19 protein-coding genes are annotated in these 14,347 nt (G+C 59.0%); 9 read left to right on the top strand and 10 right to left on the bottom strand.

Translation table 11 applies throughout. From position 1 onward, the window contains the following. Positions 1-73 precede the first annotated feature (73 nt). A complete protein-coding gene (locus C6558_RS03410) occupies positions 74-268 on the bottom strand; it encodes a DNA-binding protein (RefSeq protein ID WP_371412229.1) in 195 nt (64 codons plus the stop codon). A gap of 126 nt (positions 269-394) precedes the next feature. Here C6558_RS03410 and C6558_RS03405 point away from each other — a divergent pair, with 126 nt between their 5' ends. The 4 genes from C6558_RS03405 to C6558_RS03390 all read left to right on the top strand — a co-directional run bounded on the left by C6558_RS03405 (position 395) and on the right by C6558_RS03390 (position 4,013). Continuing rightward, positions 395-1,222, top strand: a complete 828-nt coding sequence (locus C6558_RS03405) for an Arc family DNA-binding protein (RefSeq protein WP_107026841.1) — start codon at positions 395-397, stop codon at positions 1,220-1,222. A gap of 2 nt (positions 1,223-1,224) precedes the next feature. Next, positions 1,225-2,418, top strand: a complete 1,194-nt coding sequence (locus C6558_RS03400) for a site-specific integrase (protein ID WP_107026840.1) — start codon at positions 1,225-1,227, stop codon at positions 2,416-2,418. 9 nt (positions 2,419-2,427) lie between these two features. Continuing rightward, positions 2,428-2,862 (top strand): hypothetical protein, encoded by a 435-nt coding sequence (locus tag C6558_RS03395; RefSeq protein WP_107026839.1) that lies wholly within the window; start codon positions 2,428-2,430, stop codon positions 2,860-2,862. Between the two features lie 311 nt (positions 2,863-3,173). After that, entirely contained in the window at positions 3,174-4,013 is an 840-nt protein-coding gene (locus C6558_RS03390; RefSeq protein ID WP_025426022.1) for a hypothetical protein, read from the top strand. A 209-nt stretch (positions 4,014-4,222) separates the two neighbouring features. Here the strand turns inward: C6558_RS03390 and C6558_RS03385 are convergent, their stop codons facing one another. Further along, positions 4,223-4,861 (bottom strand): bifunctional 2-polyprenyl-6-hydroxyphenol methylase/3-demethylubiquinol 3-O-methyltransferase UbiG, encoded by a 639-nt coding sequence (locus C6558_RS03385; protein ID WP_057211566.1) that lies wholly within the window; start codon positions 4,859-4,861, stop codon positions 4,223-4,225. 189 nt (positions 4,862-5,050) lie between these two features. On the opposite strand from C6558_RS03385, the gene C6558_RS03380 reads away from it, so the two are divergent. Continuing rightward, positions 5,051-5,233, top strand: coding sequence for a YegP family protein (locus tag C6558_RS03380; protein ID WP_025426020.1), 183 nt, complete (start codon positions 5,051-5,053; stop codon positions 5,231-5,233). Between the two features lie 110 nt (positions 5,234-5,343). Here C6558_RS03380 and C6558_RS03375 read toward each other — a convergent pair whose 3' ends face one another. Beyond that, positions 5,344-6,483 (bottom strand): fumarylacetoacetate hydrolase family protein, encoded by a 1,140-nt coding sequence (locus C6558_RS03375; protein ID WP_107026893.1) that lies wholly within the window; start codon positions 6,481-6,483, stop codon positions 5,344-5,346. 254 nt (positions 6,484-6,737) lie between these two features. Between C6558_RS03375 and C6558_RS03370 the strand changes: the two genes are divergently transcribed. Continuing rightward, positions 6,738-7,139, top strand: coding sequence for a hypothetical protein (locus tag C6558_RS03370; protein ID WP_107026838.1), 402 nt, complete (start codon positions 6,738-6,740; stop codon positions 7,137-7,139). A gap of 161 nt (positions 7,140-7,300) precedes the next feature. On the opposite strand, the gene C6558_RS03365 is transcribed toward C6558_RS03370, so the two are convergent. Beyond that, positions 7,301-7,921: a TetR/AcrR family transcriptional regulator gene (locus C6558_RS03365; protein WP_084814475.1), complete on the bottom strand. Its 621-nt coding sequence runs from the start codon at positions 7,919-7,921 to the stop codon at positions 7,301-7,303. 73 nt (positions 7,922-7,994) lie between these two features. Between C6558_RS03365 and C6558_RS03360 the strand changes: the two genes are divergently transcribed. Then, positions 7,995-8,768, top strand: coding sequence for an SDR family NAD(P)-dependent oxidoreductase (locus tag C6558_RS03360; RefSeq protein WP_084814476.1), 774 nt, complete (start codon positions 7,995-7,997; stop codon positions 8,766-8,768). Positions 8,769-8,835: 67 nt separating this feature from the next. Here the strand turns inward: C6558_RS03360 and C6558_RS03355 are convergent, their stop codons facing one another. The 5 genes from C6558_RS03355 to C6558_RS03335 form a co-directional block, all read right to left on the bottom strand. Then, positions 8,836-10,089 carry an FAD-binding oxidoreductase gene (locus C6558_RS03355; RefSeq protein WP_025426015.1) on the bottom strand — a complete coding sequence of 418 codons (1,254 nt, stop codon included), beginning with the start codon at positions 10,087-10,089 and terminating at the stop codon, positions 8,836-8,838. A 60-nt stretch (positions 10,090-10,149) separates the two neighbouring features. After that, complete coding sequence (locus tag C6558_RS03350) at positions 10,150-10,653, bottom strand: TIGR00645 family protein (protein WP_081788838.1); 504 nt, start codon at positions 10,651-10,653, stop codon at positions 10,150-10,152. Positions 10,654-10,872: 219 nt separating this feature from the next. Further along, positions 10,873-11,037 (bottom strand): DUF1328 domain-containing protein, encoded by a 165-nt coding sequence (locus C6558_RS03345; protein ID WP_025426013.1) that lies wholly within the window; start codon positions 11,035-11,037, stop codon positions 10,873-10,875. A 639-nt stretch (positions 11,038-11,676) separates the two neighbouring features. After that, entirely contained in the window at positions 11,677-11,874 is a 198-nt protein-coding gene (locus tag C6558_RS03340; protein ID WP_025426012.1) for a CsbD family protein, read from the bottom strand. Between the two features lie 58 nt (positions 11,875-11,932). Beyond that, positions 11,933-12,256 carry a hypothetical protein gene (locus C6558_RS03335; RefSeq protein ID WP_025426011.1) on the bottom strand — a complete coding sequence of 108 codons (324 nt, stop codon included), beginning with the start codon at positions 12,254-12,256 and terminating at the stop codon, positions 11,933-11,935. Positions 12,257-12,783: 527 nt separating this feature from the next. Here C6558_RS03335 and C6558_RS03330 point away from each other — a divergent pair. After that, complete coding sequence (locus C6558_RS03330; protein ID WP_025426010.1) at positions 12,784-13,032, top strand: glycine zipper domain-containing protein; 249 nt, start codon at positions 12,784-12,786, stop codon at positions 13,030-13,032. A gap of 123 nt (positions 13,033-13,155) precedes the next feature. Here the strand turns inward: C6558_RS03330 and C6558_RS03325 are convergent, their stop codons facing one another. Next, positions 13,156-13,380 carry a NepR family anti-sigma factor gene (locus tag C6558_RS03325; RefSeq protein ID WP_025426009.1) on the bottom strand — a complete coding sequence of 75 codons (225 nt, stop codon included), beginning with the start codon at positions 13,378-13,380 and terminating at the stop codon, positions 13,156-13,158. Between the two features lie 164 nt (positions 13,381-13,544). Here C6558_RS03325 and C6558_RS03320 point away from each other — a divergent pair, with 164 nt between their 5' ends. Beyond that, positions 13,545-14,342 (top strand): response regulator, encoded by a 798-nt coding sequence (locus tag C6558_RS03320; RefSeq protein WP_025426008.1) that lies wholly within the window; start codon positions 13,545-13,547, stop codon positions 14,340-14,342. Positions 14,343-14,347: the final 5 nt, after the last annotated feature.

Here is a 14,347-nt window from a genome sequence, read left to right as displayed (position 1 = left end):
CGCAGGGTTGAGTGATCATGGCCCGGAACCGTTGGCGCGGTTGCCAGGTCTTTTGCTTTCGTAAGGGCGGCCGTCATGCAGCCGTCTCCATGAAGAAGGCGATGAGCTTGCCGCGCTCGGCAACCCAGCGGCCGCCGACCTTCTTGGCGGGGAGCTCGCTATTATCAAGCATGTGAAAAGTCGCCCGCGTAGACCGACCGATGATCTTAGCAATCGCTTCAGCCCCCCAAATCAGCTCGAGTTCATTTTCAATCTTATTCAATTTCAAGCCCTCCACTTTAATTCTTCCGCAATCATACGGAATCGCTACCTCTTGACGTTAGCGATTCCGTACTATTGATGCAAGAGGACGAATATAGCAATTCCGTACCATCAGTTCTCAAAGGACCTACCGATGGCGCGTCAGCAATATCCAAGCGACAAGCAGGACCAGTTTATGGTGCGGCTCCCGAATGGCATGAGGGACCGAATGAAGACTGAAGCTGATCAAAATGGGAGGTCGATGAACGCCGAGATCGTTTCGCGGTTGGAAAGGTCTTTCAAAGCCTTGCCATTTATTCCTGATGACTTGTTAGAGCGGATTGCGGTGTACGCTCAGCGGCAGGGCCGTACCGCGCCAGAGGAAATTCTACGACTTCTCGAACGCGAATATCCAAAACAATGGGATATCGCTGACCGCATGGAGCATTTATCAAATCTGCTCGCAATTATGACTTCAGGAGCAGCCGATTCAAAAATCGATCAATTCGTGAAGGAGATGCAGGAGACTGTTGAGGGGGTCGTGAACGGTCGCGTCAAGGGCATCGAGCCGACGGTTCGTGAAGAGGTGCGGTCACTTTGGCATTCCTATCGAGAGCGCCTTTCCGAGATCGAGTACGATCATCAAAAATCTCAGCACCTACTGGATGAGGAAGAGTTGCGGATGCAGGAGTTGACGGGCGGAACCGAGAAACTTGCTGATCCCCTACCGCCTGAGCCAAACCCCTGGGAAGATAGCATTTTCTTATCCCGCATCCTCCCGGCGCACGCACTCGCCGAACTTGCAAATAAATTTCGCGAAGGCAACTTTGAAGCAGCGGCAGTTCTCGTGCGCAACATGCCGAAGAAGGAAATTGAAGAGAGGGTCAGGTTCGAACAACTACCCCTAGAGGCGAGACATCGGATTCTCCGAGAAGAGCCTCCATCGCGATTGGGCGACGACCCGTTTAAGATGGATGATTGATCATGTCAGTCCGCAAGCGCAAATGGACCACACCGAAGGGTGTCGAGAAAGAGGCTTGGGTCGTCGACTACACCGACGGCCAAGGAAAGCGTCGGCTAAAGACTTTCACGAAGAAGAAGGAAGCGGATCAGTTCGCTGCGACCGCCTCGGTTGAGGTGCGCGAGGGGGTTCACGTCGCCGACAGCGCCACAATCACGATTGAGGAAGCCGGCAAACTCTGGCTGAAATCTGGGGATGCCGCTGGCCTCGAGCGGACAACGATCGACCAGCGCAAGCAGCACCTCAATCTGCACATCGTCCCCCTCGCCGGCTCTGTGAAGCTGACGAAGGTCACGGCGCCATGGGTGCGATCGTTTCAGGATGACTTGAGGGAGAAGGGCCGATCGGCCGCAATGATCAAGCGGGTGATTATTAGCCTGGGCAGCATCCTTGCAGACGCACAGGGCCGCGGCCTTGTGGTGCGCAATGCGGTGCACGAACTGTCGAAAGCGCGATCTGGCACGAAGGCGTCAGAGAAGCGCGGCAAAGCGAAATTGCGAGTCGGGGTAGACATTCCAACCAATGCAGAGACGAAAGTCATTCTTGACGCCGCTGCTGGCCGATATCGCCCATTGCTAGTCACGATGATCTTCACGGGCATTCGAGCGAGTGAGGCGCGTGGCCTTCGGTGGGACGACGTGGATCTGAAGAAAGCTCTTCTGCACGTTCGCCAGCGAGCGGATCGCTATGGCGATATCGGCATGCCGAAGTCGGTAGCAGGACAACGGACCGTTCCCCTGCCCCCGATGGTCGTCAACACCCTGAAGGAATGGAAGATTGCATGCCCAATTAGCGAGGCAGGGCTTGTCTTCCCCAATCAGGCGGGGAACATCGAGGATCACCAAAATATGCTGCGCCGCGGACTGTGGCCAGCGCTGATAGCCGCGGGCCTGACGGTACCAACTGGAAAGACGGATGAAGATGGGGAGCCCATCGTCGCTGCGAAGTATCCTGGCTTCCATGGACTCCGGCACTGGTATGCCTCTTGGTGCATCAACCGAAAGGTCGACGGGGGCCTTGAGCTGACGGCAAAAGCAGTTCAGACCCGTATGGGTCACAGCTCGATCCAAGTCACGTTCGACACTTACGGGCACCTGTTCCCATCTCACGATGAAGGAGCGGAGATGGCGGCGGCAGAACAAGCATTGCTTAGGTAGGGAAACTTGATGGACTGGGAAAAAGAACTGTTTTGGTTGACCGTCGCAACAGCCGTGACCGCATTAATAGCCCTTGTAGGCACAATCGTAAACTATCGCCTGCAAAAACGTAAGAGTCTCAGTGACAATGCTTGGGCGGATTATGAACTTCGGCGCGATCTATACCTAGACCTCGTCGCCGGCATTGATTGTCTGTTTAACAGCGGTAGTGCCACCGACCGGCCCGACTGGCACAAGACGGCCCGAAAGGTGCGAATGATTGGATCGGATCAAGTCGTCGCGGCGCTAAACGACTTCACTGCAGCGATAAAAGTAAATGCAGGTAATGCGGAACAGCGGTACTCCGATCTGAACCTTGCCTTAAGGCGAGACATCCGTCACTTGAGAAAGACGCCGTCGGAAGGCACGAATCTTGATACCAGTGACTTCCCAATTGAAGGCTAGCCGCGACAAGAGCGCGACACGGTGCCAAAAACATCAACATAATCAGAGTTAGCAATAACACTCTGACTCCGTTAGTCCTGGTTCGAATCCAGGTTCCCCAGCCAAACTCTTTCACAAACAAATTCAGTAGCGTAAACACCTCGGCACGCGTGACTTTCGCACGCCTTGCGCCGATGCCTAGAATGCCCCTTTCGAAAGACACGGTCGCGTTCGACACCCTCACATCCAGATGCCTTGCAAACGGAATTCGCGTTGAGATTGCATTAACGATGTTTGCTTACTCTTTGCTAGGGTTTTCAGGGGGTGGGCAGATGTTTCGGACGAACGGTTTTCTTGTTTTTCTCTTGTCGAGCGCATCGCTCGCAGCGGCCGCCGATATGGATGGGCCATTGGTCGGGGCGGCCGACTACTATGAAGCGCCGGTCGAACAGGCATCGCTGGGCGTAACGGGATATATCGAAGGCGCCTACGGAAGCGTCGTCGATTCTCCCGGCGACATTGATGCCGACGCATGGGCGCTGCGTGGCGCCGTCAACTTCGATGCAGGCGGCGGCTTCAATCTCCAGACGGATCTCGGCTACGCCCGCGCCTCGATCGGGGACGCCGACACGAATACTTATAACGGCACCCTGCACGGTTATTACCGAGACAACCTCTATGCGGCGGGTGTGTTCGTGCAGGCGGCGCGTCTCGATGCAGGGTTCGACAGCCACATCAACGATTATATGGGCGGCATCGAGGGCGCCTATTTCCAGGACACATGGACCATCCACGGTGCGGCCGGTTATGGCCAGGCGGGATGGGAGGGTTTCGACGCCGACCATTACATGGCCGCGCTCGGCGCTCGCTTCTATGCTACAGACAACGTACGCTTCGATGTCGACGGCGCTCTCGACCGCATCACCGACAGCGGCATCGACTACGACATCCGCAGCCTGAAGCTGACGGCGAACTATCGCTCGGTATACTTCCCGGTCACATTGTTCGGCGGATACAAATACGCCGACGAGGAGGTATCCGGTTTCGGTTCGTCGGTGTCGGGCGACAGCAGCACGATCTTCGGTGGCCTCCGGTTCTCCTATGGGTCGAACAGCATCAAGGAAGAAGAGCGCCTGGGACCGGTCTGGTCCAACAACAGCCGAGCGTTTTGATCACGAGACCTATCTCGCAAATAGCGGTCGGGTCGCTGTGTGCCGGCAAATCGCATACCGAACACCGCGCCGGCTCTCCCCAGACCTCGGCGTGGCTGCGCCCGAATGTCGAAGGCTGACGCAGTCTGCCGGCAGACATACCGCGAAGATCAGGCTCGCAAAGTTCGGCGTGGAGATCGTCACGAACGCCGGAGCCGCGGCCCGACATGTCATCTCTTGCGCGCGACGATATAGGGACGGCTGTCGTTGCCCTTGGTCGCGTGGTTTTCCGTGGCAAGCACGTCGAAACCGGCAGCATGGATGATCTGACCCAATTCAGCCGCCCGGAAGATGCCGGCGTAAGGCGCCTGCCCGAGCGCTCGCATCGCGGGCAGCAGGACAAGCCGAATGAGCGGGTTCATATCCCCGACGCAGGGCGTCTTGGAAATGAACAGACCCTGCGGCGCCAGCAGGGCGTGAATGTGGCCCAGCGTGCCGGCCAAGTCGCGAACCAGATGCAGATAGTTGAACCCCATGATGACGTCGAACTGTGTTTCTTCGGGCGTCAGCGCCTCGACGGTTGCGACCCGGAAGGCTAGCCCCGGGATGGGATCGGCGGCACACCTTTCTTCGGCAATCGCTACCATTCCTTTGGAAATATCCGTCCCAAGATAGCTTTGCACATGGCTCGCAAGCCGGAGCGCCGTTGTTCCTGTCCCGCAACCCACTTCCAGCACCCGGTCGCTTGGTCTCAAAAGGGCGCGGGTTCGCTCCAGCGTGCGCTCATATCCGGCTTGATCGGCAATCTTGCCCATGGCGTATTTGCGCGCGCTCCGGTCCCAGAAGCGGGCGTCAGTCTCCATGCTCATGGTGGGTTTTCTGCCTTTCCAGTGCGGGGCCGGTCCGCTGTGTGGGAAATTGCTCCATCGTCCATACGAGGATCAAGGTCAGGTGAAGCGGACGTGTAGATTTGAATGAGACCGCCGACATCTTGTCAACGCCGCTTGCAACTGCCACGCTAGTCCCTGCGTGATTCACGATTACATATGGGAGGGCACATGGCTCATAAGTTCGAGATCTACAAAGACAAGGCTGGCGAATATCGGGTTCGCTTCAAGTACAACAGCGAAGTGATGTTTTCGACCGAAGGCTATTCGAGCAAGGCAAGCGCTCAGAACGCCATCGATTCGATCAAGAAGAACGGACCGAACGCGCCTGTCGAAGACAACAGCCAAGCTTAACTAAATTCCATGAGAGGCCCGCCGATGAGGATCGGCGGGCCTCTTTCCTTTAAGGCGGGCACTTGCCTAGCGCGCAATCCGGGCGCTTATTTCCGGCTGATGAGCCGCGGCTAAATCAGACCACGGCTGGCGAGATTGCGCATCAGCGCGGCCATGCCGAACGTCCAGGGCGGGCAATCCGTCGACAGGCGCACCACGTTGGTCAGGCTACCAAGTTCAGCATTTGAAATCGTCACCAAATCGCCGATCCTGTGGGTGAAGCCCTGCCCCTTCTCGTCGCGGTCTTCGACCGGGGCAAACAACGTGCCCATGAACAGCATCAACCCATCGGGATATTGATGGTGTGGCCCGATCGTCTGGGCGACGAGGTCGAGCGGGTCACGACTGATCTCCGCCATGCTGCTCATTCCCTTCAGGCGGTAGCCATCGGCGCCTTCGACCAGCAGCTCGAGTTCGGCCCTGCGCACATGATCGATCGTGTAGGTCTCGTCGAACAGGCGGATGAACGGGCCGATCGCACAGGAGGCATTATTGTCCTTCGCCTTGCCGAGAAGCAGAGCGGACCGGCCCTCGACATCGCGCAGGTTGACGTCATTGCCGAGCGCCGCGCCCTTGACGGCGCCGTCAGAGGCAACGGCCAGCACGATTTCCGGTTCCGGATTGTTCCAGCGCGAAATCGGGTGGAGGCCGACATCGGCACCCGAACCGACCGATGACAACACCTGTGCCTTGGTAAAAACTTCCGCATCCGGACCGATGCCGACTTCCAGATATTGCGACCAGACGCCCTCCTCGATCAGCGCGGCCTTGACACGGGCTGCCTCCGGTGAGCCGGCCTTAAGGTTTCGCAGGCTGTCGCCGATGACGGCAGTGACGCGTGTGCGGATCGCCTCGGCGCGGGCGGCATCGCCGGCCGCCCGCTCTTCGATGACGCGTTCGATCATCGAGCGCGCAAAGGTGACGCCACAGGCCTTCACGGCCTGGAGGTCACAGGGCGCAAGCAGGCGAAGGGTCGAGATCTTGCCCTCCCCCGTGAGTACGTCGGTCACCGACGCGAGACGTTCGCCATCGAGCTGACGGATGTGGGCAACCGGGTCGGGAAGCTCCAACAGATCGCGCATGGTGGGCGCCATTTTCGAGGTGATGTCGACAATCGCGCCGTCCCTGACGGTCACGAGCGCCGGCCCGTCAATATCAGATCGCCAGACGCGCCCGACAAAGGTTCCGCTTCGGTATGCCTCAAGCGTCATGATCGCTCCCCCAAAGAGATGATTTTCTTGCAGCGAAAACAGCGGGCTGTAAAGCGCATGCGATTTGGGTGGGTTGTACCCGATGGAACATTGCAAGTTTTCGCGCGTTTCCTGTTGCAGAGCGCGTCCAGTCGAGCATGCGAGGTTCGCAACGTTAGTTTGCAACCGCACAACCCGGTCCTCTGCCTTTGCCGAGGCCGTTCCGGCCGGCAAGACCCGTAGGCCGGAGGACGCCCAGAAAGGATGTGAACGCGATGAATCAACGTGAAGAGCTCAAGGAAAAGCCGCTCATCGACCCGGTGACAGGTCAGCCGACACCCATGCCGACAGATCCGGCACCGGTCCGCTCCGGGCGCAGCAGCTGGCCGCTCGTCATCATCCTGCTTGCCGGCCTCGTGCTCGCTTTGATCGCCTGGCTCCCGGCAGAACTGACGCGGGATACGACCGAGACGGCAACGCCACCGGCCACCACCGACCAGTCGACATCAGGGCAGACGGCGACACCGCCAGCAACGGATACGACGGCCACGCCGCCGGCCGATACGACCACCGCACCTTCCGGCGGAACGATGACCGCCCCGGAAACGACGCCGCAGCAGGGCACGACCCCGCCGGCAACGAACGGAACGACAACACAGCCGGCACCGGCCCAGTAACGGTATTGTCGCAATGGCTTGCCTTTGCCGGAAGAGCGTTCTTCCGGCAAAGGCCGAGTGTTGATCGCACCAGGACGTGGTTGTGCCGAAGAGCGCGCGCATTGGGGCGACCGCGATCAATTGAGACGACGCTTATCGGCCGTCATCGACAGCAGATCTCGTCATTCTCTCGTCGATGACGCCTTGACCATCGCGTCCCACCCCGCCGCGCAACAATCGGCGAGTGCCATCAGGGTCTGACGCGAGGCTCCGTCGCGGGCGTGGATCGACATTCCATGCTGGATCGACGTGACATAGGCGGCGATGTCGTCGCAGGCCGTTCCCGCGGGCAGATCACCTTCCGCCACGCCACGCTCGAGACGCTGCTCTAATGCCGCCTGCTTTTCCAGCCGGCGCGCCTTCAGACCGTTGCACACCGCCGGGTCGACCCCCTCCATCTGCGGGGCAGAGAGCACCACCATGCAGCCGCGTGGCTCGGCCCATTGGGTAAAATTCTCGGCCGACCGGCGCAATAGGTCGTGCACCGCCTCCTTTGCCGTCGGTGCGCTGTCCAGAAACTCCCAGATACCGGCGCCATCGGTCCGGCCATAGAGGTCGACGGCCTCGAGGAAAAGCTTCGCCTTGCTGCCGAAGGCAGCGTAAAGGCTCGGCGGATTGAGCCCCATCACCCGCGTCAGATCGGCAAGCGAGGTGTTGTCGAAACCCTTGTCCCAGAAGATTTCCATCGCGCTCCTCAGCGCTTCCTCACGCGAAAAATTGCGCGGCCGGCCACGGCTGGACATCGCATGAACTCCTTTTTTTGTATCGATCAATACATAAATGACTTGACAGCGGGAGGCAAGTCGCCGCGTATATATGTATCGATCACTACAAATATGGAGCAAGAGCGTGTCGAATCTGAAAAACAAGGTCGCGTTGGTGACAGGCGGCGGACGCGGCATTGGTGCGGCGATCGCCAGGCGGCTGGCAAGTGAGGGCGCCATTGTCGCCATCACCTACGGGCAGTCGCAGGCAAAGGCCGATGCACTGGTCGCCGAAATCGAGCGCGCGGGCGGCAAGGCGCTCGCCGTACGCGCCGACAATCGAGATGCAAAGGCGGTGGAGACCGCCGTCCAGACGGTCGTCGAGCGGCACGGCCACATCGACATTCTGGTCAACAATGCTGGCATTTATGAAGCAGCCGCCATTACGGACGTGACCGCGGACGATTTCGACCGCACGGTCGATGTCAATGTGAAGGCGGTGGTACTGGCCACGAGCGCTGCGGCAAAACATATGCCGGAAGGCGGACGCATCATTTCGATCGGCAGCAATCTGGCGCAGCGCGTTCCCTTTCCGGGCATCAGCCTCTATGCGCTCAGCAAGTCGGCGCTCGTCGGCTTTACCAAGGCGGTCGCGCGTGACCTCGGACCGAAGAGCATCACCGTCAACATCGTCCATCCCGGCTCGACCAATACTGACATGAATCCGCAGGACGGCGCGCATGCGGATCCGCAACGCGGCTTGATGGCAATCCCCCGGTTCAACGATGCGAGCGAGGTGGCGAGCCTCGTCGCCTGGCTTGCCGGGCCCGAAGGCCGGGGCGTGACCGGCGCCGAATTCACCATCGACGGCGGCACGAACGCCTGACCGGCGACCAAATGCAGAAGAGGCCGGAAGCGATGCTCCCGGCCCCTTTTGGCGATCGGATAAACGATCAGGAGAAGAAGCGCTCCGGGCGATAGGGGGCGATGTCGATCACCGTCTTCTCGCCGGTCATGGCTTCGGCGAGCGCCCGGCCGGTGACCGGGCCGAGCGTCATGCCGTGATGGGCATGACCGAAGGCGAACCACAGGCCCTGGTGACGCGGCGCCTTGCCGATGATCGGCATCATGTCAGGCGTGCACGGGCGAGCGCCCATCCACGGTTCTTCGTCGCGGCGCTCGGCCAGTGGGAAGAACTCGCGCGCTACACGCTCGGCGCGGGTGAGCTGAACCGGCGTCTTCGGCGCATCGCGCCAGGCAAATTCCGCCCCCGTCGTCAGGCGGATGCCGCGCAGCATCGGCGCCAGGAAATAGCCCTTCTCGGCATCCAGTACCCAATTGTTGAGCTGGGCGCCCTCCTGCATGCCGTAATGCATGTGATAACCGCGCTTGACGGCAACCGGGAAATGGTAGCCGAGCTTGCGCGTGACCGTATCGGCCCAAGGACCAAGTGCGACGACGACTTCATGCGCCTCGAGCGGCCCTTCCGGGGTCGCGACCCGCCAGCCCGGACCTTCGAGAATGTGTTCCACCGTCGCCGCGTCCCCGGAAACCAGCCGGCCGCCGAGCGACTGGAAATAGGTGAGATAGGCCTTGTTGAGGCTGTGCGGATCGCGGATCGACCATGGGTCGCTCCAACGCAGGCCACCGACGAGATCGGCCCTGATCGAAGGCTCCAGGGTCTTCAATTCGCTGGTCGAGAGTTTCTGATGATTGACGCCGAAACCGGTCGACAGCTTCTCGGCATCCTTGTAGGCCGCGTCGCGCTCCTTCTCGGTGCGGAAGACCTTCATCCAGCCGTCCTTGCGGATCAGGTCGCCCGCGCCGGATGCATTGATGAGATCCTCATGCTCGGCGATCGAATTTTCGATCAGCGGCGCATACATGTTGGCGATGCGCTGGTGCTGGGTGAAGCCGGAATGCCACCAGTAGCGCGCCAGGAACGGCACCAGCCCCGGCAGCGCGCGAATATGGTAGTGCGCGTCGATGGTGTTGTTCAGCGCGTAGCGGAACAATGCCCCGAAATCATGCGGGAAGCCGTAGGGAAACACGCCCTCGCGCTGGATCAGGCCGGCATTGCCGTAGGATGTCTCTTCGCCCGCACCGCGACGATCAAGCAGCACCACCGACTTGCCGCGCCGCGCCAGATGGATGGCGGTCGATATGCCGACGATGCCGGCGCCGAGAACCACTACGTCAGTCTTCATGTCCAGTGCCCCGCTACTCGATCAAGACCATCAGCAGCGATGCACGCCGCTCGGCCCAAGCTACTTCTTCTTCAGCCCATTCATGATCTGCTCGAGATAACCGAGCAGAACCGCCGAAACCACGAAAGCGAGATGCATGATCGTCGCCCACATCAGTTGCTGGCTGGTATATTGCTGCGTGTTGAGGAAGATCTGCAGAAGATGGATGGACGAGATCGCGACGATCGACGATGCGACCTTGATCTTCAGGCTGCCGGCGTCGAGCTTGCCGAGGAAGGAGACCTCGGCATCAGCCTCGTCGAAGCGGCTGACGAAGTTCTCGTATCCTGAGATCATCACCATGACGATCAGGCTCGCCACTAGGGCGGCATCGATCAGGCCGAGCATCGACAGGATCATCTGGGCATCGTCGTAGACGAAGACCATGCCGGCGATCTTCAGGAACTTGTACATGAACGAAATGCCGTAGAGCGCCAACGCTGCAACAAGCCCGAGATAGAAAATGACCAGCAGCCAGCGACTGGACAGAATGATCCGCTCTACGAGGAGCTCCAGCGATTTCATGTGTTCCGCATTCCTTGGTGCGCGTCAGATCCGTTTCGGCATGAATAGCCAAGCACACCTGGGAGGGCAAGGGATGTAACCGGAGCATCGCGACATGCGAAAGGGACGAAGTCTTTCGACATTCGTCCCTTGTTGATTTCCTACTGCATAAATCCTTAAAGCTGAATCGATTTAAGCAGATAATTATGCAGCAGGTTTAATGCGTTACCAGCGCCTGGATCAGGTTCTGCGCATGAGCCCCACGACCAGCGAGATCACCAGGAAGGCGAGGAATAGGAAGAACAGGATCTGTGCAATACCTGCGGAAGCACCGGCAATACCGCCAAAACCAAGTACACCTGCGATAATTGCTACTACCAGAAAGACGAGAGCGTAGTAAAGCATAGGATATCTCCTTGTATGCGTCGCTGGAAATGAAACGTCATGACCGCCTATTTTGTTCCAGCACCGACGCAAGCAACGATGAAATCTTCAATCCCGCCCCGGAGGTTCGAAACCATCTGTTAACCATGATCGCCAAAACAGTCTCGATTTGGCACAGCCGAGGCGAAATTCGCCAGGAACCTTCGTGATAGTCTTACGTTGTTCCCTCAAGGAATGAAGCGGGTTCGACATGAAGATGCCAATGTCACATATTTGGAAGTCCGCAGCTGAAACAGCGCGCCGAAACGCCGAAACGCCGGACAGTAATCTTCACATCGGTAGAACGATGCGTGATCTCTACGCGCACAACACAGACAAACCGAGCCAGAACTTAAACAATCTTCTCGAAAAACTGAAAAAGACCGAGCCGAAACCGAAGAGATAATTGCGCAGCGCCGTTCTTCCGCTACTGCCTGTTTCCTTAAATCCTATTCGATTAAGGATAAAAACATGCAGCAATTCAAAGTGCTACAGCGACCCTTGCGCGTCTAATAAGACGCGCGGGGCTGTGGGGGCTCAAAAACCAAAAGCAAACGCCGCGACGGTCGATCACCACGGCGGCGTTTGCTTTTGGCCTTTCGGCTCGGTCGGGTTCGCCTCTCAGTGGCGGGAAGCCCAGTCGTCGATCTGGCGTTCGGCTTCATCGCGGGCGATGCCGTAGCGGGCCTGGATACGGCCGGCAAGTTCCTTGCGCCGCCCGTCGATGACATCGAGATCGTCATTGGTCAGCTTGCCCCATTCGATCTGAGCCTTGCCCTTCAACTCCGCCCATTTGCCCTGAATGATGTCCCAGTTCATGCTTTGATCCTTTCAGCGCGGCGACGGAGAATCGCTTCGCACTTTTCCTGGAGATGCTTTAGTTGCGGAACTTCGGCTTGTCGTCCGTGCGGGCAGCAACAGCGTAGGTGCCGTCGTCAGCGATCACATTGACTTCAAGCTGACGCGAAGGCGTGATCCACCATTCTATCGTCGCATCCTCGACAAACAGGGCGGGATCGACTTCGGCACATTTGCCATAGGCGCTCTTGAACGCCTTGCCGACCTCCTCGATCGACGGCGAAAGCAATTCATGAAATTCCTCGACAGTCTCAAAACCGACGACCGGTGTCGGGACTTCACGGCAGGCGGCGTCGCCCTGCATGCAACCGACGAGGACCATGATGGCAGCGATATGTTCCATCCGCATGCTCCTTCCATCAAAAACGTGAACAGCAAACGGTTATGAACGGCGCGAAGTTCCATGGGCCGAATCAAATTTCGTCGATGCCTTCGCTGGAGCGAGCACTCGACGCGGTATTTCATGCCCAGCGCGATGGTTGCGGCTGGCGAAACAGGTCGCAGGCGCACGTCGGAGCAATTGCCGCTGGCGGCCCTTCAAATCCCCGGATCGATGACAGGTCTGGGAAGAATTTGCCCAATGGAACAAATCGGCGTGATCGTCGTTTCCACAGCAATAACAAGCGCCGCACCCGTGGCGATACCACAAGGGAGACATTGATGAGCGGTGCGGATCCGACCGTTGCGAGCATTCCAAAGGTGGTTAAGATAGGCGCGAAGCCAGGGTCAGGGCTGGCGTCGGCAAGGCGTGTTCGCTTTGGCGAACGGCCTCATTGTCGTCATTCTGTTCGTCATCAGTCCCCCGCAACCGGTCTCGGCCGAATGCATCCTTCAATGTTCAACAAAGCAAACCTCGGATAGGAACGCGTCATGAAGAAGATACTTATCGTAGCAAGCCTGATCCTCCCCTTGGCGGCATGCACGCAAACGGAGAAGGGCGCGGCGATCGGCGCGACCGGCGGCGCAATCATCGGCGGTGCAGCCACGGGCAATGTCAGAGGTGCTGCGGTCGGTGCCGCCATCGGCGGTGTCGCCGGCGCGCTCGTTGGCAATGCCAATGAGCCGGGACGTTGCATCTATCGCGACCGCTACGGCCGCCGCTACGAGGCCGCCTGCTAAGGCGCAAACGTCAAGAGGTCCAGGGAAGCGGGCTTCGGCCCGTTTCTCATGTCTTGCGCTTACAACTCGGGGAGAACTTTTTCGTCGGCACGGCTACTGCATAATTGCAGCAGGTTTAATGTGTTACCGCGTCGTTTGTGCGTCCTGTTTGACGCGCGGCGCTGCAAGCGCCTCGGCGTCATCCAGCTTTTGCAGAAGGTCGATGAAAAGGTCAGGCACCGGCTCCTGCTCGATCGCGCGGTAGAGCGCCTTCAGCTTCGAGCCGATCAAGCCGTTCGGATCTGAGCCTCTCGCAGCCTTCGCCGTTTCCTCTTCCCCTACGCCACGCTCGTCCACAGGATGCTCCATCCCACAACCCCTAAGCCAGACAGCGCTCGAAACACCTCGAGCACGCATCGCTGTTGCCAGCTTCCCATAGGCCGAAAAACGTGTTCAAAACATTCACGTCTTTCGCAGGATGCTCATTGTCCTCAGAAAACAAGCGAATCACATCAGACCCAAGGAAGTACTTGATGTCACTTTCGACCCGTATTGCACCACACCTTCCCTTTCTCCGCCGTTACTCCCGCGCCGTGACCGGTTCGCAGGCGGCCGGAGACGGTTATGTGGCTGCAATTCTGGAAGCATTGATCGAGGACATCAGCCTTTTCCCGGAGGGTTCCAACGACCGCATTTCCCTCTACAAGCTGTTCTGCTCGCTGTTCGAGAAAGTCTCCGTCGACCGGACGGAGAACGTCTCTCCATTCGCCTGGGAACAGCAGGCTGCCGCCAATCTTTCGCTGATCGCGCCCGCGGCACGGCAGGCCTTTCTGCTCGTTTCGGTCGAAGGTTTCTCGATTGCCGATGCCGCCGAGATCATGGGGCAGAGCCAGGCGGCGTTTTCCAAGCTGCTGACGGTGGCCTCGGAAGACATTTCGCGCCAGGTGGCAACCGAAGTCCTGATCATCGAGGATGAGCCGCTGATTGCGCTCGATATCGAAGATATGGTGACGAGCCTCGGCCATCGCGTGACCGGCATTGCCCGCACGCATAAGGAAGCGCTGGATCTTTACCGCAAGACGGCGCCGAAGATGGTTCTCGCCGACATACAGCTGGCCGACGGCAGCTCCGGTATCGACGCAGTCAACGAGATCCTGAAGGATGCGGCGGTACCGGTCATCTTCATCACCGCCTTCCCCGAGCGGCTGCTGACAGGCAAGCGGCCGGAGCCCGCCTTCCTCGTGACCAAGCCGTTCAACCCGGACATGGTCAAGGCGCTGATCAGCCAGGCCCTGTTCTTCGACGAACACGCCCGCTCGACACGCGGATAAGCGCA

The sequence above is a fragment of the Ensifer sp. NM-2 genome, assembly GCF_003024455.1.
Taxonomy (GTDB): Bacteria; Pseudomonadota; Alphaproteobacteria; order Rhizobiales; family Rhizobiaceae; genus Ensifer; species Ensifer canadensis.
The sequence above is the reverse complement of the archived record's forward strand: the minus strand, read 5'-3'. Positions and strand labels throughout refer to the sequence as shown.

What these genes read in the sequence shown, in the direction of transcription:
- C6558_RS03380 (WP_025426020.1), top strand. Translation starts at nt 5,051, where the DNA reads ATGGCTCATAAGTTCGAGATCTACAAAGACAAGGCTGGCGAATATCGG.
- C6558_RS03395 (WP_107026839.1), top strand. Translation starts at nt 2,428, where the DNA reads ATGGACTGGGAAAAAGAACTGTTTTGGTTGACCGTCGCAACAGCCGTG.
- C6558_RS03350 (WP_081788838.1), bottom strand. Translation starts at nt 10,653, where the DNA reads ATGAAATCGCTGGAGCTCCTCGTAGAGCGGATCATTCTGTCCAGTCGC.
- C6558_RS03365 (WP_084814475.1), bottom strand. Translation starts at nt 7,921, where the DNA reads ATGTCCAGCCGTGGCCGGCCGCGCAATTTTTCGCGTGAGGAAGCGCTG.
- C6558_RS03360 (WP_084814476.1), top strand. Translation starts at nt 7,995, where the DNA reads ATGTATCGATCACTACAAATATGGAGCAAGAGCGTGTCGAATCTGAAA.
- C6558_RS03355 (WP_025426015.1), bottom strand. Translation starts at nt 10,089, where the DNA reads ATGAAGACTGACGTAGTGGTTCTCGGCGCCGGCATCGTCGGCATATCG.
- C6558_RS03345 (WP_025426013.1), bottom strand. Translation starts at nt 11,037, where the DNA reads ATGCTTTACTACGCTCTCGTCTTTCTGGTAGTAGCAATTATCGCAGGT.
- C6558_RS03320 (WP_025426008.1), top strand. Translation starts at nt 13,545, where the DNA reads ATGTCACTTTCGACCCGTATTGCACCACACCTTCCCTTTCTCCGCCGT.
- C6558_RS03340 (WP_025426012.1), bottom strand. Translation starts at nt 11,874, where the DNA reads ATGAACTGGGACATCATTCAGGGCAAATGGGCGGAGTTGAAGGGCAAG.
- C6558_RS03400 (WP_107026840.1), top strand. Translation starts at nt 1,225, where the DNA reads ATGTCAGTCCGCAAGCGCAAATGGACCACACCGAAGGGTGTCGAGAAA.
- C6558_RS03335 (WP_025426011.1), bottom strand. Translation starts at nt 12,256, where the DNA reads ATGGAACATATCGCTGCCATCATGGTCCTCGTCGGTTGCATGCAGGGC.
- C6558_RS03390 (WP_025426022.1), top strand. Translation starts at nt 3,174, where the DNA reads ATGTTTCGGACGAACGGTTTTCTTGTTTTTCTCTTGTCGAGCGCATCG.
- C6558_RS03330 (WP_025426010.1), top strand. Translation starts at nt 12,784, where the DNA reads ATGAAGAAGATACTTATCGTAGCAAGCCTGATCCTCCCCTTGGCGGCA.
- C6558_RS03325 (WP_025426009.1), bottom strand. Translation starts at nt 13,380, where the DNA reads ATGGAGCATCCTGTGGACGAGCGTGGCGTAGGGGAAGAGGAAACGGCG.
- C6558_RS03370 (WP_107026838.1), top strand. Translation starts at nt 6,738, where the DNA reads ATGAATCAACGTGAAGAGCTCAAGGAAAAGCCGCTCATCGACCCGGTG.
- C6558_RS03385 (WP_057211566.1), bottom strand. Translation starts at nt 4,861, where the DNA reads ATGAGCATGGAGACTGACGCCCGCTTCTGGGACCGGAGCGCGCGCAAA.
- C6558_RS03375 (WP_107026893.1), bottom strand. Translation starts at nt 6,483, where the DNA reads ATGACGCTTGAGGCATACCGAAGCGGAACCTTTGTCGGGCGCGTCTGG.
- C6558_RS03405 (WP_107026841.1), top strand. Translation starts at nt 395, where the DNA reads ATGGCGCGTCAGCAATATCCAAGCGACAAGCAGGACCAGTTTATGGTG.